At 64.6% G+C, this 21141-nt stretch carries 21 protein-coding genes; 10 read left to right on the top strand and 11 right to left on the bottom strand.

Annotation, left to right across the window (positions count from 1 at the left end; genetic code table 11):
- Positions 1–128 precede the first annotated feature (128 nt).
- On the top strand, positions 129–1604 hold the full coding sequence (locus ACUJB0_RS11095; protein ID WP_444845275.1) for an aminotransferase-like domain-containing protein: 1476 nt from the start codon (positions 129–131) through the stop codon (positions 1602–1604).
- A complete protein-coding gene (locus tag ACUJB0_RS11090; protein WP_444845274.1) occupies positions 1586–2266 on the top strand; it encodes a TetR family transcriptional regulator C-terminal domain-containing protein in 681 nt (226 codons plus the stop codon). The genes ACUJB0_RS11095 and ACUJB0_RS11090 overlap by 19 nt, the downstream gene beginning before the upstream one ends.
- Here ACUJB0_RS11090 and ACUJB0_RS11085 read toward each other — a convergent pair.
- Both ACUJB0_RS11085 and ACUJB0_RS11080 read right to left on the bottom strand, forming a co-directional pair.
- Complete coding sequence (locus ACUJB0_RS11085) at positions 2229–3083, bottom strand: choice-of-anchor A family protein (RefSeq protein WP_444845273.1); 855 nt, start codon at positions 3081–3083, stop codon at positions 2229–2231. The two genes, ACUJB0_RS11090 and ACUJB0_RS11085, sit on opposite strands and share 38 nt — an antisense overlap.
- 141 nt (positions 3084–3224) lie before the next feature.
- On the bottom strand, positions 3225–4310 hold the full coding sequence (locus ACUJB0_RS11080) for a collagen-binding domain-containing protein (protein ID WP_444845272.1): 1086 nt from the start codon (positions 4308–4310) through the stop codon (positions 3225–3227).
- A gap of 148 nt (positions 4311–4458) precedes the next feature.
- On the opposite strand from ACUJB0_RS11080, the gene ACUJB0_RS11075 reads away from it, so the two are divergent.
- The 5 genes from ACUJB0_RS11075 to ACUJB0_RS11055 all read left to right on the top strand — a co-directional run bounded on the left by ACUJB0_RS11075 (position 4459) and on the right by ACUJB0_RS11055 (position 7675).
- Positions 4459–5031, top strand: coding sequence for a GNAT family N-acetyltransferase (locus tag ACUJB0_RS11075; protein WP_444845271.1), 573 nt, complete (start codon positions 4459–4461; stop codon positions 5029–5031).
- Positions 5032–5160: 129 nt separating this feature from the next.
- Positions 5161–5424, top strand: coding sequence for a hypothetical protein (locus tag ACUJB0_RS11070; RefSeq protein WP_444845270.1), 264 nt, complete (start codon positions 5161–5163; stop codon positions 5422–5424).
- On the top strand, positions 5421–6350 hold the full coding sequence (locus ACUJB0_RS11065; RefSeq protein ID WP_444845269.1) for a sensor histidine kinase: 930 nt from the start codon (positions 5421–5423) through the stop codon (positions 6348–6350). The genes ACUJB0_RS11070 and ACUJB0_RS11065 overlap by 4 nt, the downstream gene beginning before the upstream one ends.
- A complete protein-coding gene (locus ACUJB0_RS11060; RefSeq protein ID WP_161088955.1) occupies positions 6350–7132 on the top strand; it encodes a LytR/AlgR family response regulator transcription factor in 783 nt (260 codons plus the stop codon). Before ACUJB0_RS11065 ends, ACUJB0_RS11060 begins: the two co-directional genes overlap by 1 nt.
- 117 nt (positions 7133–7249) lie before the next feature.
- Positions 7250–7675, top strand: a complete 426-nt coding sequence (locus tag ACUJB0_RS11055; protein WP_444845268.1) for a VOC family protein — start codon at positions 7250–7252, stop codon at positions 7673–7675.
- On the opposite strand, the gene ACUJB0_RS11050 is transcribed toward ACUJB0_RS11055, so the two are convergent.
- On the bottom strand, positions 7672–8274 hold the full coding sequence (locus tag ACUJB0_RS11050; protein ID WP_444845267.1) for a hypothetical protein: 603 nt from the start codon (positions 8272–8274) through the stop codon (positions 7672–7674). The genes ACUJB0_RS11055 and ACUJB0_RS11050 overlap by 4 nt on opposite strands.
- Before the next feature lie 114 nt (positions 8275–8388).
- Between ACUJB0_RS11050 and ACUJB0_RS11045 the strand changes: the two genes are divergently transcribed.
- On the top strand, positions 8389–9825 hold the full coding sequence (locus tag ACUJB0_RS11045; RefSeq protein WP_444845266.1) for an HD domain-containing phosphohydrolase: 1437 nt from the start codon (positions 8389–8391) through the stop codon (positions 9823–9825).
- On the opposite strand, the gene ACUJB0_RS11040 is transcribed toward ACUJB0_RS11045, so the two are convergent.
- The 8 genes from ACUJB0_RS11040 to xapA all read right to left on the bottom strand — a co-directional run bounded on the left by ACUJB0_RS11040 (position 9797) and on the right by xapA (position 18837).
- A complete protein-coding gene (locus ACUJB0_RS11040; protein WP_444845265.1) occupies positions 9797–10330 on the bottom strand; it encodes a hypothetical protein in 534 nt (177 codons plus the stop codon). The genes ACUJB0_RS11045 and ACUJB0_RS11040 overlap by 29 nt on opposite strands.
- The gene (locus tag ACUJB0_RS11035) at positions 10327–11547 is read right to left on the bottom strand and encodes a nucleoside deaminase (protein ID WP_444845264.1); all 1221 of its coding nucleotides are present in this window, start codon (positions 11545–11547) and stop codon (positions 10327–10329) included. Before ACUJB0_RS11035 ends, ACUJB0_RS11040 begins: the two co-directional genes overlap by 4 nt.
- 2 nt (positions 11548–11549) lie before the next feature.
- Entirely contained in the window at positions 11550–11957 is a 408-nt protein-coding gene (locus tag ACUJB0_RS11030; protein WP_444845263.1) for a cytidine deaminase, read from the bottom strand.
- Between the two features lie 14 nt (positions 11958–11971).
- Positions 11972–13294, bottom strand: coding sequence for a thymidine phosphorylase (deoA, locus tag ACUJB0_RS11025; RefSeq protein ID WP_444845262.1), 1323 nt, complete (start codon positions 13292–13294; stop codon positions 11972–11974).
- An 80-nt stretch (positions 13295–13374) separates the two neighbouring features.
- Positions 13375–15759: an aldehyde dehydrogenase family protein gene (locus tag ACUJB0_RS11020; RefSeq protein ID WP_444845261.1), complete on the bottom strand. Its 2385-nt coding sequence runs from the start codon at positions 15757–15759 to the stop codon at positions 13375–13377.
- 28 nt (positions 15760–15787) lie between these two features.
- A complete protein-coding gene (gene deoC / locus ACUJB0_RS11015; RefSeq protein ID WP_444845260.1) occupies positions 15788–16750 on the bottom strand; it encodes a deoxyribose-phosphate aldolase in 963 nt (320 codons plus the stop codon).
- Positions 16747–17940, bottom strand: a complete 1194-nt coding sequence (locus ACUJB0_RS11010) for a phosphopentomutase (protein ID WP_161083821.1) — start codon at positions 17938–17940, stop codon at positions 16747–16749. Before ACUJB0_RS11010 ends, deoC begins: the two co-directional genes overlap by 4 nt.
- A gap of 57 nt (positions 17941–17997) precedes the next feature.
- Positions 17998–18837, bottom strand: coding sequence for a xanthosine phosphorylase (gene xapA / locus ACUJB0_RS11005; protein WP_152804975.1), 840 nt, complete (start codon positions 18835–18837; stop codon positions 17998–18000).
- 211 nt (positions 18838–19048) lie between these two features.
- Between xapA and ACUJB0_RS11000 the strand changes: the two genes are divergently transcribed.
- Positions 19049–20191, top strand: a complete 1143-nt coding sequence (locus tag ACUJB0_RS11000) for a carbohydrate kinase (RefSeq protein ID WP_444845259.1) — start codon at positions 19049–19051, stop codon at positions 20189–20191.
- Between the two features lie 11 nt (positions 20192–20202).
- Entirely contained in the window at positions 20203–21114 is a 912-nt protein-coding gene (locus ACUJB0_RS10995) for a pseudouridine-5'-phosphate glycosidase (RefSeq protein WP_444845258.1), read from the top strand.
- Positions 21115–21141 lie beyond the last annotated feature (27 nt).

Raw genomic sequence — 21141 nt, 5'->3', positions numbered from 1 at the left:
GGCAAAATGATGATGCAATAATAGACAGCGCAACAACTATGGCACAGATACACAAATATCAAAACTGTCCAACCGTACTGGCAACAAAAACACTACAGTTTTGCTTTTCGCAGCAGATGGAGTCAAGGATGGAACCAGCGATTTCTGTGATCGATCAAACCGGCTGCGCGCCCGAAGCGGCGGGCTGGCCGGTACTCGCCATAGAGCGCAGCAAGAAAGGCAGCCTGGTCGAGCAGATCGTCGCGGCCATCAGCGCGATGGTGGGCCGCAGGGAGTTGCGCATAGGAACGAAAATGCCGTCGGTGCGGCAATTTGCCAAGTGTAATGGCATCAGCACCTTTACAGTTGTCGAGTCCTACGACCGGCTGGTGACCTTGGGACTGTTGTCGTCGCGCCGCGGTTCGGGCTATTTCGTCGCCCGCCAGGACGTGCCGGCCACGCTGCTGCCCTCCGCGCTGCAGGCCACGCCGACCGCCATCGACGCCCTCACCCCCGACCTGTATTCCGGCACCTCCGAGGCGCTTGCTGTGGGCGCCGGCTGGCTGCCGCCCGAGTGGTACGGCGAGGACACCATCCTCGACGCCGTTCGCCAGGCGATGCGCATCCCGGCCACGCGGCTGCGCGGCTACGGCCATCCGCTGGGCTTTCCGTCGCTGCGGCAGCAGCTGTCTTCCACGCTGAGCGACGAGCTGTTTCCGGTCGAGCCGGAACAGGTGCTGCTGACGCATGGCGCCACCCACGCTTTCGACCTGATCCTGCGCACGCTGACCAAGCCGGGCGACACCGTGTTTGTCGAGGATCCGGGCTACAGCAACCTGCTGTCGCTGATACGCCACCACGGCTGCGTCCCGGTCGGGATTCCACGCGGCGCGCATGGGCTGGATTTCGACACGCTGGCCAACCAGGCCGCGCAAACCCAGCCCAAGCTCATGTTCGTCAACACGGTGCTGCAAAACCCGCTGGGCACCTCGCTCAGCGCGGCACAGGCGCACCGCCTGCTGGGTCTCGCCGAGCAGTTCGATTTCTGGCTGGTGGAGGACGACATCTACCGCGAGCTGGCGCCGCGCGGCGAAGCCTCGTTGGCGGCGATGGACGGCCTGCGCCGCGTGATCCGCGTCGGCAGCTTCTCCAAGACGCTGTCGCCGGTGCTGCGGGTGGGATCGATCTGCGCCTCGGCCTCGCTGATCCCCGAGCTGCTGCGGGTGAAGATGCTGGCCGGGCTGACCACCTCCGAGATCAACGAGCGCGCCGTCTACCACGCCATCACCGCGCGGCCCTACAAGCGCATGGTGGACAAGCTGGCCGCGCAGCTGGCGGCCGGGCGCGAACGCGCCATCGACAGCCTGCGCAGCGTGGGCTTGGAGCCGCTGGCCCGCCCGCGCGGCGGCATGTTCGTCAGCGCCGGCTGGGACCAGGCGCCGACCGCCGAATGGAACGGCAAGATCATCGCCGACCTGGCGCTCAAATCCGGCATCCTGCTGTCGCCGTGCGATTTCTTCATGCTGCGTGCGCCCGAATCGATCTGGTTCCGCTTCAACGTCGCCTACACCGACCACCCACAACTCCTGACCTTCCTGAGACTCACATGCCGACAGCAAAACTGAATGCCGAGCCAGCGCCGAAGATCAAACGGCGCATTCTCAATCGCGACAAACTGGAAGCCGACATCGCCGCCGAGGCGGTGCGGGTGTTCGCCGAATGCGGCTACGAGGGCACCTCGATCGCCACGGTGGCGGAGAACGCCGGCCTGTCGAAGCAGAACCTGATGTACTACTTCCCCACCAAGCAGGCGCTGTACCAGCGCGTGCTGGACGAGGTGCTGGACGACTGGCTGGAACGGATGGAGAACCTGGCCTCCGGCGACCAGGATCCGCGCGACGTGCTGCGCACCTACGTGCAGGCCAAGCTGAAGTTCTCGCGCGAGCAGCCGTGGGCCTCGCGCGTGTACGCGATGGAGGTGATCAGCGGCGCGCAGCTGTACGGCGCGCAGATCCAGAACCGCGTGGTGCCGCTGGTTCGCAAGGATATCGAGGTGTTCGAAAAGTGGATCAGCGAAGGGAAGATCGCGCCGATCAACGCGACCCATCTGCTGTTCGCCATCTGGGCGATGACGCAGTCCTATGCGGACTTTTCGGCGCAGATGGCGCTGGTGTTGAACCGCAAGCAGCTGACCAAGAAAGACTTCGACGATGCCGAGAAGGTCATCGTCGATATGGTGCTGTCGGCGATCAGCGTGCCGCCGCCTGCTTGCGACGGCGCGCCATGAAGCCCACCACGCCCAGGCCGGCCAGCAGCATGGCGTAGGTTTCCGGTTCCGGCACGGGGGTGATGAAGCCTCTCACGTCGGTCGGCTTGAAGAAGTGATTGGCGTTGATCTGCACCGACGAAGCCCAGGAATCGACGATCACATTGCCATTGATAACACCGCTGCCGCCATCCACGCGGGCCCGTGGCGCCAGGATGTTGGCGGTCACGCCGGTGTGGATGCCCAGGTCGGTCGCCTGGTAGAAATTGAACACCACGTTGTAGTTCTCGAAGCCCTGGTAGCCGCCGTTGAAGCTGGCCTTGTCGCCGCTGACGTTGAGGATCAGCGTGGAGCCGGCGTTCAAGCCACTGAAGTTGAAGTAGCTGACTTTCGACAGCGTCTTGGCGTCGATGTCGAACACCTCCACGCCCTTCTTGCTGCCGGCGATATTCAGGCCGCCCCACTGCTCGGTGGCGGTGCCGGTGGTCGACAGCTTGGCCAGCGAGCTGGAAGTGGCCGTCAGCTTGCCAGCCAGCGCGTTCATGTCGACAGGCGCGGCGCCGGTCTTGATCTTCGAATACACGTCGACACTCTGGGTCAGGCTGGCCTTGCCGCCGACGTAGGTGTCGCCGTTCTTGATCGAGCCGCTGGTGAACTTCAGGTCGCGGCCTGCGATCAGCGAATAGCCGCCGAAAATGTCGACGTTGTTGGCATTGACGGAGTAATTGGCCAGCTGGACATCGCGGCCCGCCATGATGGAGCCTTCGACGTCGGAGCTGGGCGCCTTGAAGTCGGTGAACGCGAACACATTGGCGCCGTGCAGACTCAGATCCAGCACGGCAGCCTGCGCGCCACTCAAGGAAGCGATTGCAAGAACAACAGCGGAAACAGCGGTTTTCGTGACAGCGACCATGAATAGTTCCTTGATAGCAATTTAAATTACTTCAAGGATACCATAAAATTGCCGTCGGTAAATACCTCAGCCCTGTTTTTTGCGGCGGCGCAGCATCGCCCCCATCACGCCCAGCCCGGCCAGCAGCATGGCGTAGGTTTCCGGTTCCGGCACCGGGGCGGTAGGCACCGTGCCGGTAAAGCTCTGCAGGTGAATCTCGCCGTACTGGTTCAGCGTCTTGGCGAACACGCCGCCCTCGACGTTGGCGCCGCCGACGTTGCTGAACGTGCCATCCGCCACCAACACCTGGCCGCCGAAGGTGCGGCCGACCGTGACGCTGTTGTTGTGGCCGGCGAAGTTCCAGATCAGTTTGCTGCCCAGCGTTTGCGCCTGGTTGAAATTGGCGTACAGGCTCAAGTCGCTGTCGTCGGTGTTGAAGATCACCGTGCTGGCGCCGGTCAGGTTGAACGAGATATCGGTCACCTTGCTCGAGAAGATCTTGCTGTCTTCCTTGGTCAGGTCGAACACCAGCACGCCGTTGACGGCCTTGCCGCTCAGCAGCACGTTGCTGTCGTTGTTGCTGTAGGTGACCTTGGTGCCGTCCGTCGCGTGCATCGCCGACAGCTGGCTCGACAGGCCGGTCATCACCGCGCCGAAGTTGGTCGAGGTCGACGCAGCCAGCGTGCTGTTCATCACGGCGGTCGGCGCGCTGATCACGTTGTTGTGGTTGGTGTTGACGTAGCTGCCCGCATGGGTGCCGCCGTTGAAGTTGACGCTGCTGGCGGTGCCGGTCACCCAGGCGTCGCCGTTGAAGCTGGAACCGCTGGCCGAGCCGCCCACGTACGAGGCGCCGCTGTTGACGTTGATACCGTTGGCGTCGCCGCCGGTCACCAGGCCCAGGCCGTTCACGTGCACGTTGCCGCTCAGGGTGCCGCCCACGGTCAGGCCGGCGTAGGCCGAGGCTGGCGTGTCGTTCACGTGTTGCACGTAATCGCCGCCGTTGGCGTTCAGGCCCACATAGCTGCGGCCGTCGACGTGCGAGGTGGAGGTCAGGTTGCCGCTGACAACAACGTTAAATTGTTGCAGCATCTGGTTGGCGGTCAGCGGCGCGGCGTAGGCGGTTCCCGACAGCAGGGTTGCGACGGCGAGGGCGATGCAAGTACGAGCGTTCATGGAGCGATCCCTGGATGAAATATTAGAAAGTTAACGACTATTGCCCTAATAATATCATTATTTCCCAACGTTAGCATTACGAAAATCACCAACTGCCCAACGAAATCCGCTAAGCTGGGGGATCGACAGCCCTCACCAGATGATCAGCATGCCCAGTTTCGAGCCCTTCCAGCTGCACACCGCCCGCCTGACCCTGCGCTTCGTCGCCCCCGGCGACGCCGAGGCATTGTTCCGCCTGTTCTCCGATCCGGTCGCGCTGCGCTACTGGAGCAGCGGCCCCTGGCTGCACGCCGCCCAGGCCGACGACAACATCGAGCAGACCCTCAAGGGCTACCAGGACGGCACTGCGCTGCGCCTGGCGATGGTGCTGCCGGACGGCGAATTGATCGGCACCGTCACGCTGTACGCCTTCGACCGCCGCAACCACCGCTGCGACATCGGCTACATGCTGGCGCGGCCGCACTGGGGCAAGCGCTACATGCAGGAGGCGCTGGCGGCGCTGATCGACTACGGCTTCGGCCCGCTGGAACTGCACCGCATCGAAGCCGATATCCATCCCGACAACATTGCCTCCGGCCGCATCCTGGAAGGCCTGCACTTCCAGCGCGAAGGCTTGCTGCGCGAGCGCTGGTTCGTCGGCGGCGAAATCTCGGACAGCGTCATCTATGGCCTGCTGCGCAGCGACTGGAACGCCGCAACAAGCGTTACGCCGCAGCACTGATTTACCCGCCGTTTATCCTCCGGAATAGCCGGTCATCCCGCTCAAAACGCAGTTGATCGGAATCCGCAACAGCACGCCGCCGCGCTTTGCTACAGTGATTCCATCGCAACGATTTTGATGGAGCCTCAAATGAGCAAATTCAACAGCCAGGCCGTGACGGATCTGATGGAAGAAATCTTCCGCGCCTTCGCGCAGACCGTGCGCTACGGCCTGCGGCTGGTGCAACGCATGTCGCCGCCGGCGCTGCTGGGCGCCGCGTTGATCCTGGCCTTCATCGTGAGCATCCTGCCGCTGGCGCTGGTGCTGTTCGCCTTCTTCATGCTGCTGAAGATCGCGGTCGGCGTGTGCGTGATCGGCGGCCGCCGCCAGCGTCGCCGGGAGCACCAGCAATGAAAAAACGCGGGCTGGCCAAGGCCGGCTACGACAACGCCAAAAGCCTGCTCGACATCATCCGCGAGATCGGCGAGACCGCCACCAGCATGTGGTGGCGTTTCTTCGACTGGCTGGCACAGGTCGAGTGGCGCAAGCTGATGATGGTGTGGCTGCTGTTGCTGCTGTTCGGCCTGACGCCGTTCGGCCTGCCCAAGCAAACCATCGCCTTCATCGGGCTGTCGCTGGGCCTGAAGTTGCTGGCCGGCGGCAAGCGCAAGGCCGAGATCGCCGCGCGCCAAGCCACCAGCCACGCCGACGAGGAAGGCATGGAGCGGCGCGTGGTCGAGGCGCGCATGGCGGCCTTGCAGGCGCAGGTCGAGCCGCACTTCTTGTTCAACACGCTCGCGCTGATCGGCCAGCTGATCGAGACCGATCCGCCGCAGGCCGCGCGCATCCACCAGAACCTGATCGACTACCTGCGCGCCACGCTGCCGCAGATGCGCGCCAAGGGCAGCGGGACGCTGGGCCGGCAGATCGAGATGTCGCGCGCCTACCTGGCCATCATGCAGGCGCGCATGGGCGCGCGGCTGGCGGTGTCGATCGACGTGCAGCCGGAAATGCTGAGCGCCACCTTCCCCGTGATGATGCTGCAGATCCTGATCGAGAACGCCATCAAGCACGGGCTGGAACCGAAGATCGAGGGCGGCCGCATCGACATCCGCGCCAGCGTCGACGGCGCCATGCTGCAGGTGGATGTGCTGGACGACGGCATCGGCTTCAACCTCCACGCCGGCGACGGCCTCGGGCTGACCAATGTGCGGGAGCGCCTGCGCATCCTGTACGGCAACCGCGCGCAGCTGGTGATCGAAGCGCCGCTGACCGGCGGCACGCGCGCCACCATCCGCATCCCGTACGCGCCGGACATTTTCGCCGGGAGCTCGACATGATGAACATCACACCGGACGGCCAGCGCCGCGCCACCGCGCTGATCGCCGACGACGAGGAACCGATGCGCCGCCAGCTGCGCGCGCGCCTGCAAGAGGCGTGGCCGGGGCTGGAGATCATCGCCGAAGCGGCCAACGGCATCGAGGCAGTGGCGCTGGCCGGGCAGTACCAGCCGGACATCGTCTTCCTCGACATCCGCATGCCCGGGCTGTCCGGCATCGAGGCGGCGCGCATGCTGTTCAACCGCTGCCACCTGGTGTTCGTGACGGCCTACGACCAGTACGCGATCGAGGCCTTCGAACAGGGCGCGCTCGACTACCTGCTCAAGCCGGCCGGCGGCGAACGCCTGAAGACCACCTGCGCGCGGCTGCAGACGCTGATCGGCCAGCAGCCGTCCAACATCGAGCGGCAACTGAGCCAGCTGCTGTCGAGCCAGAGCACGCCGGCCGCCAGGCCGGACTACCTGCGCTGGATCCAGGCGGTGGTGGGCAGCAACCTGCGCATGATCAGCACGCGCGAAGTGCTGTTCTTCCGCGCCGACGAAAAGTACACGCGGGTGCAGACCGCGCAGGCGGAAGTGTTGATACGTAAAACGCTGAAGGAGCTGGTGGACGAACTGGACCCGGACGAATTCTGGCGCATCCACCGCTCGACGCTGGTGCGGGTCGACGCCATCGAAGAAGTCACGCGCGACTTGCGCGGACGGCAGATGGTCAAGATCCGCAACTTCAGCGAGCAGCTGGAAGTCAGCCGGGGCAACACCCATTTGTTCCAGCAAATGTAATCGCCCCCTGAGCGTTATCAATATATACTTTATCGCACCGCCGGGCCGCGTGGGCCCGGCGAACGAATGGTGTAATTGGTGATCGAATCTTTTCCAGACCACGACAGGGAGAGAACAATGTCCAGCATACCCAAGCAGACCCGCTGCAACGTCATACCGTGCATGCGCTACCGCGACGCGCCGGCCGCCATCGACTGGCTGTGTACCACTTTCGGCTTCGAAGCGACGCTGGTGGTGCCGAACGAAGACGGCAGCATCGCGCACGCGCAACTCGGTTTCGGCAACAGCATGATCATGCTCGGATCGGTGTTCAACACCGAGTTTGGGCGGCTGATGAAACAGCCTTCCGAGATCGGCCAGTTCAACACGCAGAGCTCCTACCTGGTCGTCAACGACGCCGACCAGGTCTACGACCGCGTCAAGCAGGCCGGCGGCGAGATCCTGCTCGACATCAAAGACGAAGACTACGGCGGCCGCGGCTTCACCTGCCGCGACCCCGAGGGCCACATCTGGAGCATCGGCACTTATGATCCTGAGGATTAAAGCGGCGGCATGAAGCCGTCGCGGCCTACCAGCACGGCGTTGGCGTGGACCTTGCCGTCAGCGCCTTCCGCGCCGATGACCATGACCTTGGCGCCGGCCACCAACAGTTTGCGATCGCCCTGCACGAACTGGCCGTAGATGGTGGCTTTGTCCAGCATCACCTGCTGGGTCCTGCCGCCAAAGCGCATCTCCAATTCGGTGCTGCTGGATTTCTTGATCACTTTGGCGACGGTGGCGTTGGTCATGGTGCCCTGCTCCATGTTGTCCCAAGGGTAGTGGCCCTCGTTCATGCCGCGCGCCGCTTCCGGGAAGATCATCACGCCCGTCGCCCGGATCTTTCCATCCGGGGCCGGAGCCGCGGCTATGCCGAGGAAGCTGTTTTCCTGGATCGCCGCCTGGCTGCTGCGCGATACGTCCAGTACCTGCGCCTTCTCCGGCAGCTGCACCGTGGTCTTGACGCCCTTGCGGTCGACGATGGTCAATTCGTTGGCGCTGGCCGCGGTCACTTCGCCGCGCAGGTGCAGTTGGCGGTCGGCGGCGAAACTGGCGCCGGCGGTGGCCAGTGTGGCGACCGCGATCAGGGTGGAGATGAATTTCATGCTGAGTCCTCGGATGGATGAAGTGGAGGCCGCACTATGCCGCGCCCGGCGCCGCGCCGTAATCGGTCGAATGTCCGATGCCGGCCGCGAGGCAAAGATGGCTATAATCGGCCGATGCATTCCGAAACTCCCGTCTCCATCACAGACACCATGCGCGCGCTGGCCTACGTCGGCGACTTGAGCATGGGCCAGCCCACCGATCATTCGCTGCGCACCGCGTGGCTGGCCGCACGCCTGGCCCTCGCCTCCGGCTGCGACGCCCGCGATTGCGAGGCGGTGCAGCAGGTCGCGCTGCTGCGCTGGTCGGGCTGCACCGCCAACGCGCCGGATTTCAGCGCGCTGATTGGCGACGATGTCGGCGGCCGCGCGCTGTTGATGTCGCAGAAAACCAGCGATCCGGCCTACGCCGCGATAGGCAGGCAGGTGATGGACGCCCGCCACCAGCTGTCTGAAATCCATTGCGAAGTGTCGGGAGACATCGCCCGCATGCTCAGCGTTCCGGCCGATGTCGAACTGGCGTTGCGTTCCATCTTCGCGACCGCAGACGGCAGCGGATCCAACGTACCGGCGAGCGTCTACATCGTGGCCTTGGCCAGCGACATCGAAGTCCTCAGCCGCGCGCAAGGTGTGGAGCGCATGCTCGACATCATCGGGCACAAAAGCGGCAAGGCTTACCCGGCGCAGCTGGCGGCGATCGCGCTGCGGCAGGCCGCATCCTGGCTGGAAGTACTGGACCGCGACGAGAGCTGGCAGGCGTCGCTGTCATTCGGCGCGCTGGCCGATCAGGGTACCGTGTCGCTGGAACTGCTGGCCGACGTGATCGACCTGAAGCTGCCGTGGATGACCGGCTACTCGCGTCGCGTGGCGGAGGCGGCGCGTTGCGGCGCGGTTGCGATGGGACTCGGCATGGAGACAGCTGAGCGCTGCCACCGTGCGGCGCTGGTGCATGGCATCGGCCGCGCGGCGGTGCCCAATTCGGTATGGAACATCACCGGCCGGCTGTCCGCGGCGGCACGCGAACAACTGCGGTTGGCTCCATACTGGACAAGCCGCGCCACCACGCGCATCGGCGCCCTGGCCGGCGCGGCGGACGCCGGCTCCTATGCCGCCGAACGGCTGGACGGCAGCGGCGCCTTCCGCGCTTGCGTGGCGGCGTCGATTCCAATCGAGGGACGGATCGTGGCCGCCGCATCGGCATGGATCGCGCTGCGGTCGCTCCGGCCTTGGCGCGCAGCGATGACGCAGGATGCGGCGCGCGCGCTGCTGGAAGCGGAAGCCGACGCCGGCCGCTTCGACAGCGCCGCCGTGCGGGCGATCTGCGGCGGCTCGGCGCCGGCTGCGGACGGCGCGCAGGACAACGTCATGTTGACGGAACGGGAGACTGAAGTTTTCCGCGGCATCAGCCTGGGCCTGACCAACAAGGAAGTGGCACGCTCGTTGGCGATCAGCCCGAGCACAGTGCGCACGCATGTGGAAAACGTGTTTCGAAAACTGGAATGCACAACGCGCGCCGCCGCCACCCTCAAGGCGGTAACACTGCGCCTGATCTGATACGGCGTACTTCCGCCAGCCTCGCTCGCACTTCCGTAACTTGGTTCGCATCGAGCTTGATTTTGAAGTCAGTCAGCGACCCATCGAAACTGCTGACGTGGCTCCATACCCGCTTCACATGGAGTACCGAATCGTGAAGCTTCGCATCAAGAAGGCTGATTTCCAGCGACCCGTCATCACGGAACGCATACCGTCCGCCAAGGTCCCGTGAGACAAAATTTTCCCAACTTTGTTTTTGCGAGGGTGAACTTGGAATCAGCTTTATCCGGAAAAAGGAATTGAGCTTTTCAACCTCCCGCCGGATATCCTCCGACAGGCTGTGGACTTGTTCCTCATAAGTGTCCCGAAGTTCCTTCGAATTCGCGGCATAGCCAAGTGCCAGGGCAGCACTATAAAACTCGTCAACGTTCGCAGCGTCCCTGAGCATATTAAAAAAACGGTTGGGCGAAATTCCGTGTAGCGCTGTGACCAGCTCCATTAGGCGGGAGAACGTATCTGTAATCATGCCAGCGCGGAAATCAGATCCTGGTCGGCCACTTGCGTGGGGCGGATGCGGATGATGTTGCGGTACAGCGGCGGCATGGCGCCGCACAGCGCGGCCAGTTCGTCCTCCGGCATGCCCGGCACGACGTACTGGAACTGCGTCGGATTTTTCAGCGGCAGCGGGCCTTCCATCGTCGAGCCGTAGGCGCCCAGGTTCATGATGCTGATCGCGCTGCTGTCCGGCCCCTTGGCGAAGACGAAGGTGCCGTCCTTGGGATGGCCGAGATACTGGCGCACTTCCTCCTGCTGCGCCGGCGTGGCGCCGGCCATCAGCTTGTAGCGCAGCTGCGCGTAGGCGCGCGTGGTTTCCATGAAGGCGCTGCGGATGCCGGACTGCGACATCCGGCCCGGCATGCAAAGCAGCAGATTGCCGAACGAATCCAGCAAGGCCACCGCATCCCCTGCCCCGCCGTGTTCACGGTCGCGCGCCATCGCCTGGAGCAGGAAGGGTGCGAGGCCGGCATCCGGCTGCTGCGGCGTGCAGCGGTAGGCCAAGGCGTCCGGGTACAGCTGGCGCAGCGCGCGCACGATGGCGTGATCGGGCGCCAGCGTCAGCGGACATTTCAATTGTTGTTGCGGCAGGTCGGTATTGAACAACTCCATCACCTCACCCGACGTGGCCTCGAACACCAATGAGCATAAGGCCTGCGTCGGTTCGGAGATGGTTTTACCGATGAAGAAAGACTTCGGCGCGGCGCCAGACGCGGCGCGCGCGTACAGCGACGAGCCGAGAATGGCCGGGTAGCTGAACGTCGCCTCGGCTTGCGGCCGCAGCGCTTCCGGCAGCGCATCGAAGGTGGCGCTGGCATCGTGGTTGACGCCCGCGCTTTTATCCGGCGCGGCCACCACCACATTGAAGCCACCCGCCAGGATCGCGCCACTGCACATGCAGCACGGATCGAGCGACGTGACGATGGTGACGTCCTGCGGCTCCGGCAGGTCGCGGCCCTTGGCGCGTTCGGCGTAGTACCAGTCGATCAACTGGCGTTCGCCATGCGCGGTCGGGTCGAAGATCAGCCCTTGCTTGATAACGTTGTTGTGCAGCGACTGCAGCACGTTGCCGTGCTGGTCGAGCATCAAACCGCCGACACCGAAGGTGCCCTGCGTCTTCGCGGCGATGGCCTCCGCCGCCGCGATCGCGACGGCGGCCTGCACATCGATTGTCTTCTTGAAGGCCAAGCTTATTTCTTCTTCAAGTCAGCGCCGCCGAAGGCGTTCGGCAGTTGTTCGGCCGCCGTGGTTTCGTAGATGTCGCCTTTGAGGTTAGTCAGCAGCACCGGCAGCTCGTTGCCGCCCAATTCCAGGATCACCTGGCGGCATGCGCCGCAAGGCGCGATAGGACCGTCGGTTTCGCCGATGACGACCAGCTGGTCGAAGTCGCCCTGCCTGTAGCCGTGGGCGAAAGCGCTGAAGAAGGCGGTGCGCTCGGCGCAGTTGCACAGGCCATAGGAAGCATTTTCCACGTTACAGCCGTGGAAAACCTTGCCGTCGTTGGTCAGCAGCGCCGCTCCGACCTTGAAGTTGGAGTACGGCGTGTATGCCTTCAGGCGCGCGGCGGCGGCTTCGGCGATCAGTTCTTGTTTGTTCATTGCGTGCTCCCGGATCAAGGACGGATGGTGCGGTAGATAACGGGATTCGCGGCTGGTGCGGCGTCGCCTATCTGGTAGGCCGCCTGGATTTCGCGTACCGCCTGCTCCGCTGCTTCCTGCGTACGCGCGTGCACCATCGCCAGCGGCTGGCCGGCTTCGATCTTGTCGCCCAGGCCAACCAGCTCGGTCAGACCAACAGCGAAGTCGATCGGATCGGCGGCGCGGCGGCGGCCACCACCCAGGCTCACCACGGCCAGGCCGATTTCGCGGCAGTTGGCGGTGGCGGCATAGCCGGAGACCAGCGCAGGCGCCGGAACGATGATGGGCGAACGCTCCAGGTACTTGTCCGGATTTGCCATCAAGTCGGCAGGACCGCCCAGCGCCACCACCATGCGCGAGAAGCGCTCGGCAGCTTCGCCGCTATCCAGCGATGCCTGCAGCTTGGCGCGTGCTTCTTCTTCGGTGGCAGCCAGTTTGCCCAGCACCAGCATCTCGGCGCACAGCGCCATCGTCACTTCGTGCAGGCGCGCCGGACGCGATTTTCCGGTCAGGTAGTCCATCGCGCCGCGTACTTCCAGCGCGTTGCCGGCGTATGGCGCCAGCGATTCGTTCATGTCGGTCAGGATGGCCGACGTCATCATGCCGGCGCCGTTGCCGACCTTGACGATGCTGTCCGCCAGTTCAACCGATTTGCCGTAGGTCGGCATGAAGGCGCCGCTGCCCACTTTAACGTCCATCGCCAGCGCGTCCAGGCCAGCCGACAGCTTCTTCGACAGGATGGAGCCGGTGATCATGGCGACCGATTCCACGGTGGCCGTCACGTCGCGCACGCCGTAGAAGATCTTGTCCGAAGGCGCCAGCGAAGAGGTCTGGCCGATGATGGCGACGCCGACTTCCTTGACCACTTTGCGGAACAGCTCATTGGTCGGCACGGTGGTGTAGCCGGGGATGGAGTCGAACTTGTCCAGCGTGCCGCCGGTGTGGCCCAGGCCACGGCCGGAGATCATCGGCACGAAGCCGCCGCAGGCCGCGACCATGGGGCCGAGCAGCAGCGAGACCACGTCGCCCACGCCGCCGGTCGAGTGCTTGTCGACCACCGGGCCTGGCAGGTCCAGCGAGCGCCAGTCCAGCACTTCGCCGGAATCGCGCATCGCCAGCGTGAAGGCGACGCGTTCGTCCATGGTCATGTCGTTGAAGTAGACCGCCATCGCCAGCGCGGCGATCTGGCCTTCGGTGACGCGGTTCGAGGTGATGCCGCCAACGAAGAACTGGATCTCTTCAGCGGTCAGTACGCCGCCGTCGCGCTTCTTGCGAATGATCTCTTGAGGTAAGAACATGGAATTCTCCGCTTTACATTATTGGGTGTTGAAAGCACAAGGGCGGGTCCGCAGACCCGCCCGTAGCACCGGATGTTTATTTAAACGCCGTATGGAATCCAGACGTTCTTGACCTGCGATGCATGCGCCAGAACCGCGCGGCCGCCGGATTGCGCCGTGCTATACCAGTCGCGCCCTTTCGCGCCGCCGACCCAGGTGCGCTTGAGCGAAGCAGCCGACAGGCGCTCCACTTCAGCACAGCCTTCAGCCGAACCGTCATGACGCCATACCGCGTCGATGTCCGAGTGGGTCGCCAGCGTGCGCGCCAGTTCGTCCGCCGAACCGGTGACGATGTTGACCACGCCGTCCGGCAGGTCCGACGTATCGAGCACCTGATACAGATCGGTGGCCGACAGCGGATGCGCTTCCGACGGCACCACCACCACGCGGTTGCCCAGCGCGATCGCCGGCGCCACCAGCGAGATGAAGCCCAGCAGCGGCGCTTCGTTCGGGCAGACGATGCCGATCACGCCGACCGGCTCATTCAGCGCCACGGTGATGCCGTGCATCGGTGGCTGATGCGCCAGGCCGTCGTACTTGTCGGCCCATGCCGCGTAGTAGAACAGGCGCTCGATCGAAGCCTGCACTTCTTTTTCCGCGTTCTTGGAACCGGTCATCGCGGCGATGCGTGCTGCGAATTCCTCGCCGCGCGCGGCCAGGTTTTCGGCGATGTAGTACAGCACCTGCGCGCGGTTGTGCGACGTGGCTTTCGCCCAGCCGCCAGCCTTGTGCGCGGCTTCCACCGCGTTGCGGATGTCCTTGCGATTGCCTTCGCCGACTTCGGCGATGAAGGAACCGTCGGCGCCGTGAATAGCGCGGCTGTAGGCGCCGTCAGGGCGGGCCTGCTTGCCGCCGATGTACAACTTGGCGGTGCGGTCGATGGCGAAGGCGCCGGCTGCTGCCGGTGCTGCCGCCTTGGCTTTGGCCTTGGCTTCAACGACCGGCGCCGCTGGACGCGCATCTTCCGATTTCGCGGTCAGGTATTCGTACATGCCTTCGCGGCCGCCTTCACGGCCAAAGCCTGATTCGCGGTAGCCGCCGAAGCCGCAAGCGGCGTCGAACTGGTTGGCGGTGTTAATCCACACCACGCCGGCCTTGATCTGCGGCGCGACGTCCAGCGCCAGCGAGATGTTCTCGCTCCAGACGCAGGCGGCCAAGCCGTAGACGGTGTTGTTCGCCAGCTGCACGGCTTCGGGCGGAGTGCGGAAGCTCATCGCCACCAGCACCGGTCCGAAGATTTCGGCCTGCGCCACGGCGGCGGAAGTCGATGCGCCGGTGATCAGCGTCGGCGGGAACCACGAGCCGTTGGCCGGGATGTCGCACGCAGGCTGATAAACCTCGCAACCTTCGGCGCGGGCCGATTCGACCAGGCCGGCGATGCGCTGGCGCTGCACCGGATCGACCAGGGCGCCGATGTCCATCGACTTGTCCAACGGCGAACCGAGGGTCAGCTTGTCCATGCGGGCGCGCAGCTTGGCCAGGAATTTGTCCTGCACCGATTCCTGCACCAGCAGGCGCGAACCAGCGCAGCATACCTGCCCCTGGTTGAACCAGATCGAATCGACCAGGCCTTCAACGGCGGCATCCAGGTCGGCATCATCAAAGACGATGAACGGCGACTTGCCGCCCAGTTCCAGCGACAGCTTCTTGCCACTGCCGGCGGTGGCGATGCGGATCAGGCGGCCCACTTCGGTCGAACCGGTGAAGGCCAGCTTGTCGATGCCTGGATGGTTGACGATGGCTTCGCCCACGCGGCCATCGCCGGTGACGATGTTGACCACACCGGCAGGCACGCCGGCCTGCACGCAGATCTCGGCGAACAGCATCGCGGTCAGCGACGTGAATTCGGCCGGCTTGAAGACGATGGTGTTACCGGCCGCCATGGCCGGAGCGATTTTCCACGACAGCATCAGCAGCGGGAAATTCCACGGCACGATCTGGCCGACCACGCCGACGGCGCGGTAGTCCGCGAATTCCTCGGCCTGCAGTTGCGCCCAGCCGGCGTGGTAGTAGAAGTGACGCGCCACCAGCGGCAGGTCGACGTCGCGGGTTTCGCGGATGGTCTTGCCGTTGTCCAGCGTCTCCAGCACGGCGAACAGGCGCGCGTGCTTCTGCATCAGGCGCGCCAGCGAGTACATGACCTTTGCGCGGCCATGGCCGCCCAGTGCCTGCCAGCCCGGCTGCGCTGCGCGCGCGGCCGCCACGGCGCGATCGACGTCGCTGCCGGTGGCCTGGGTCAGGTCGGCCAGCTTGGCCGCATCCGCTGGATTGGTCGAGGCGAACAACTCGCCCGGCTCGCTCCACTGGTTGTCGATGAACAGGCCGAAGGTGCGGCCATGCTGCTCCAGCCACGCTTGCGCTTCTTTCGTGCTTTCCGGTGCTGGGCCGTATTCCATGGTATTCAGGATCTCTTTAATTGATGGCATGACGTGTCCGTGTTCTGATGATTGCGCGTTAGGGTTGAGCATGACGATGTGCGGCGGAGTAGTTGCCGGTCACATAGTGCTCAAGCTGGCGTTCGATATCGGTCAGCAGGCTCGATGCACCGATACGGAACAGGTGCGGCTCCAGCCACTCGTTGCCCAGTTCTTCCTTCATCAGCGTCAGGTACTGCAGCGCGGCCTTAGCCGTGCCCACGCCGCCCGCGGGCTTGTAGCCGATCTTGAAGCCGGTCTGCTCGTGGTAGTCGCGGATCGCGCGCACCATCGTCAGCGATACCGGGATCGTCGCGTTGACCGGCTCCTTGCCGGTGGAAGTCTTGATGAAGTCCGCGCCAGCCATCATGCAAACCCACGAAGCCTTGGCCACGTTTTCCAGCGTGACCAGTTCACCGGTCGCCAGGATCGCCTTGACGTGCGCTTCGCCGCAAGCCTTGCGGTAGGCCAGCATCTCGTCGTACAGCGCTTGCCAGTTGCCGGTCAAAACATGCTGGCGGGTGATGACGATATCGATCTCGGTCGCACCGGCGGCCACCGACAATTCAATCTCGCGCACCTTGGTTTCCATGCTGGTCAAGCCAGCCGGGAAGCCGGTCGACACGGCGGCGATAGGCAGGCGGCCTTGCAGCACCTGCGCCGCCGGCTTGATCATCTCGTGGTACACGCAGACGGCGCCGGTGGTCAGCTTGTAGTCCTGCAGGCCCATGGCCTCGACCAGGTCCGAACGCAGCGGACGCATGGCCTTCATGCACAGGCGCTCGACGCGGCCCGGCGTGTCGTCGCCGGACAGCGTGGTCAGGTCGATCAGGCCGATGGCCTTGACCAGCCATGCGGCCTGGTATTCCTTCTTCACCGTGCGGCGGTTCGCCAGGCTGGCGGCGCGGCGGTCGGCCGCGCTCTTGTTGATGTGGATGTGGTTAATCCAGCCCAGGTCCAGCGGGACCGCTTCGTTGCGCTTGAAATCCGTGACGATGCTCATAACAGGTTGCTTCCGTGGGAAAGTGGTTTGACGCCGAGGTGATGGGCCAGCGTCTGGCCGATGTCGGAGAAGGTTTCGGAGATCGGCAGCTGCTGCGCCTTCACGCCCGGGCCGAAGAAGATCATCGGAATATGCTCGCGGGTATGGTCGGAGCCCGGCCAGGTCGGATCGCAGCCATGGTCGGCTGTGATCACCACCAGGTCGCCCTCTTTCAGCTTGGCGATGAACTCCGGCAGGCGCGCATCCATCTCGTGCAGCGCGTTCGAGTAGCCGGTGACGTCGCGGCGGTGGCCGAAGGCCTGGTCGAAGTCGACGAAGTTCACGAACGTCAGCGATTTGTCGCCGGCTTCCTCTTCCACCTTCAGCAGCGCGTCGAACAGCGCCATGTTGTCCTTGCCCTTGACCACACGCGATACGCCCTGGGTCGCGAAGATGTCGCTGATCTTGCCGAGGGCGATGACTTCGCCGCCGTCGTTCTTCACGTGGTCCAGCAGCGTCGGCGCCGGCGGTGCGACCGCGTAGTCGTGGCGGTTGGTGGTGCGGGTGTAGTTGCCGTTGGCGCCGACGAACGGACGCGCGATCACGCGGCCGATGTTGTATGGCTCGACCAGCTTGAAGGCGATCTCGCAGATCTCATACAGGCGCTCCAGGCCGAACGATTCCTCGTGCGCGGCGATCTGCAGCACCGAGTCGGCGGAGGTGTAGATGATAGGCTTGCCGCTGGCGACATGTTCGTCGCCGTGTTTGTTGATGATCTCCGTGCCCGATGCGTGGCAGTCGCCCAGGAATCCAGGCACGCCGGCCAGTTCCTGCAGCTTGGCGGTCAGCTCGGCCGGGAACGACGGCACGGTTTTCGGGAAGTAGCCCCAGTCGAATTCCACCGGCACGCCGGCGATTTCCCAATGGCCGGACTGCGTGTCCTTGCCGGTCGAGCGCTCGCGCGCGGCGCCGTAGGCGGCGGTGAAGCCTTCGCGCTGCTCGAAGCCGGCGGCCCATTGGCCGCTGGCGGTATGGGCGGCGGCGGCAAGTCCCAGTTTTTCCATGGTCGGCAGCGACATCGGTTTGCCGCTCTTGGCGGCCCACTCGGCGATGTGGCCGAAGGTGTTGGCGCCGACGTCGTTGTACTTCGCGGCATCGGGCGTGGCGCCCAAACCAAACGAATCGAGCAAGAGGATAAATGCGCGTTTCATAATTTCGAACTCCTATAAAGCAGAAGGGGCGGACATTCGGCCGCCCCTCGGGAAATCTTACGCCTGCGGCGTTTTGGCCACGTTGGCCAGGAAGCCCAGGATCACTTCAATCAGCGAGGTCGCCGCGACGGCCGCGTATTTCAGCGTCTGCTCGTGCGACAGCGGGAACGGCGACAGGCCTTCGGCCAGGTTGGTGATGGCCGACACGCCGACCACTTTCAGGCCGCAGTGACGGGCCGACACCACTTCCGGCACCACCGACATGCCGACCATGTCCGCACCCAGCGTCTTGAAGGCGCGGATTTCGGCGGGGGTCTCGAAGTTCGGGCCGGCGTAAGCGATGTACACGCCGTCGTGCAGGGTGACGTTCTTCTCCTTGGCGGAGGTGTGCAGCAGCGCGCGCAGGTCGGCATCGTAGGCGTTGGCCATGCTGAAGAAGCGCGGGCCGAAACGCTCATCGTTAGGGCCCATCATCGGGGTGCCCGGCAGGTAGTTGATATGGTCGGTCAGCGCCACCAGCGAGCCGGCGTCGACTTCGGTGCGCAGCGAACCCGCGGCGTTGGTCACGAACAGCATCTCGCAGCCCAGCAGCTTCATGGTGCGCACGGCGCTGGTCATCACGCCCAGGCCGTAGCCTTCGTAGACGTGGCCGCGGCCCTTCATGCACACCACCGACACGCCCGACAGGGTGCCGATCACCAGTTCGCCGGCGTGGCCGTGCACGGTGCTGATCGGGAAGCCTGGCAGTTCATTGAAACTGATGGTGACCGCGTCGGTCATTTGTTCCGCCAGCACGCCCAGGCCGGAACCCAGAATCATTGCGATGCGCGGCTTGAAGCCCGCAGGGATACGGGCGCGAATGATGTCGGCTGCCTGGAATGGGGAATTATTAGACATGGTTATCCTCTGTTTTTCTGTTGTGGCTGGGGAAGCTGACACTATGCATCATCGTCCATATGTATGGCAAATACCATTTTTCTTCAGCATTTATACTAAAGCGATATAAATCGGGGGTATTATAAAACAAGGCAAACTTAGCCGTAGTGCGCGATTGACTTGATTTGGACAAATGTTTAACATGATGAACAAATGTTTTAGCGAGTAGCCCGTGACCGATTCCTCCAAAAAGGACCAGCTCTATGCGCTGATCCGTGCCAATCCCTTCATCTCCCAGCAGGATCTGGCGGTGGAACTGCGCCTGTCGCGCTCCGCCGTGGCCGGCCACATCGCCGGCCTGATCCGCGAACGGCGCCTGCTGGGCCGCGCCTACGTGCTGCCGGACAAGCGTCCGGTGATGTGCATCGGCGCCGCCAACCTGGACCGCAAGCTGCGCACCATCGCCACCATGCAGCTGGGCACCTCCAATCCCGCCACCGCCGAGGAAGTGTTCGGCGGCGTGGCGCGCAACATCGCCGAGAACCTGTCGCGCCTGAACCTGCCGACCGCGCTGCTGACCGCCCTGGGCGACGACGTCGCCGGCCGCAGCCTGCAGGACCACGCGGAAAGCGCCGGCATCGACACGCGCGGCACGCTCAAGCTGCCGGACACGCAGACCGGCACCTACACCGCCATCCTCGACGACGCCGGCGAACTGGTGGTGGCGCTGGCCGACATGGCGCTGTACGACCGCATCTCGCCGGAATACCTGGCCAGCCGCCAGCCGCAGCGCTCCGCCGCCGCGATGACGGTGGTCGACCTGAACCTGCCGGCCGACAGCATCGGCCTGCTGCTGGCCAGCGCCCGCGCCGACAACGTGCCGCTGGTGATCGTGGCGGTGTCGCAGCCGAAGATGGCGCGCCTGCCGGCCGACCTGCGCGGCCTGCGCCTGTTGATCCTCAATCGCGGCGAGCTGGAAACCCGCGCCGGCCGCGCGCTGCCGACCGAGGCCGACGTGCGCGCCGCCTGCCGCGAAGTGCAGGCCCAAGGCGCGCAGGACGTCATCGTCACCTGCGGCAGCCAGGGCGTGTTCCACACCCGCGACGGCGAACTGGTCTGGCTGGCCGCGCACCAGGTGGAGGTGGTCGACGTGACCGGCGCCGGCGACGCCTTCTCGGCCGCCGTCTGCTGGTCGCTGTACCAGGGCAGCCAGGACCTGACGCTGGCCTGCCGCCGCGGCCTGAAGGTCGCCGCGATGACGCTCGAATCGCAGGAGACGGTGTCGCCGATGCTGGCCGCCGATGTCCTCGACGAGATCCACGACTTCGACCTGTCGGCGGAATACAACCCGCCGCTCTTCCCCAACAAGGCTTAAGGAACCACACCATGCACCAATACTTGCTGTTTTCGCCCGAAGTGGCGGCCGCCCGCGCCGCCGGCAAACCGATCGTCGCGCTGGAGTCGACCATCATCTCGCACGGCATGCCGTATCCGCAGAATGTGCAGATGGCGCGTGAAGTGGAACAGATCATCCGCGACGGCGGCGCCGTGCCGGCCACCATCGCCATCATCGGCGGCAAGATCTGCATCGGCCTGTCGGAAGAGCAGCTGGAACTGCTGGGCACCTCGCCCGACGCCATGAAGGTCAGCCGCCGCGACCTGCCCTACGTGCTGGCGCAGTCGAAGCTGGGCGCCACCACCGTGGCCGCGACCATGATCTGCGCCGAACTGGCCGGCATCTCCGTGTTCGTCACCGGCGGCATCGGCGGCGTGCATCGCGGCGCCGAGACCAGCTTCGACATCTCGGCCGACCTGCAGGAACTGGCGCGGACCTCGGTGGCGGTGGTGTGCGCCGGCGTCAAGTCCATTCTCGACATCGGCCTGACGCTGGAATACCTGGAGACGCACGGCGTGCCGGTGGTCAGCGTGGGCCAGCGCGGCTTCCCCGCCTTCTTCACCCGCGAGAGCGGCTTCAACGCCGACTTCCAGCTCGACACGGCGGCCGAGCAGGCGGCCTTCATCCACACCAAGTGGCAGCTGGGCCTCAAGGGCGGCGTGGTGGTCAGCAATCCGGTGCCGGCCGATGAAGCGATGCCGAAGGCGGAGATCGACGCCATCACCACGCAAGCCTTGCAGGAAGCCGATGCGCAAGGCGTCACCGGCAAGAACGTCACGCCGTTCCTGCTCAGCCGCATCAAGCAGCTGACCGAGGGCCGCAGCCTGGCCACCAACATCGCGCTGGTGAAGAACAACGCCCGCTGCGGCGCGGCGCTGGCCGTGGCCATGCACGCGCACTGACATCGTCCCACATCGCCCAAAGAACGC

This window comes from Duganella caerulea (assembly GCF_040362985.1).
Classification (GTDB): Bacteria; Pseudomonadota; Gammaproteobacteria; order Burkholderiales; family Burkholderiaceae_D; genus Rugamonas; species Rugamonas vulcania.
The sequence above is the reverse complement of the archived record's forward strand: the minus strand, read 5'-3'. Positions and strand labels throughout refer to the sequence as shown.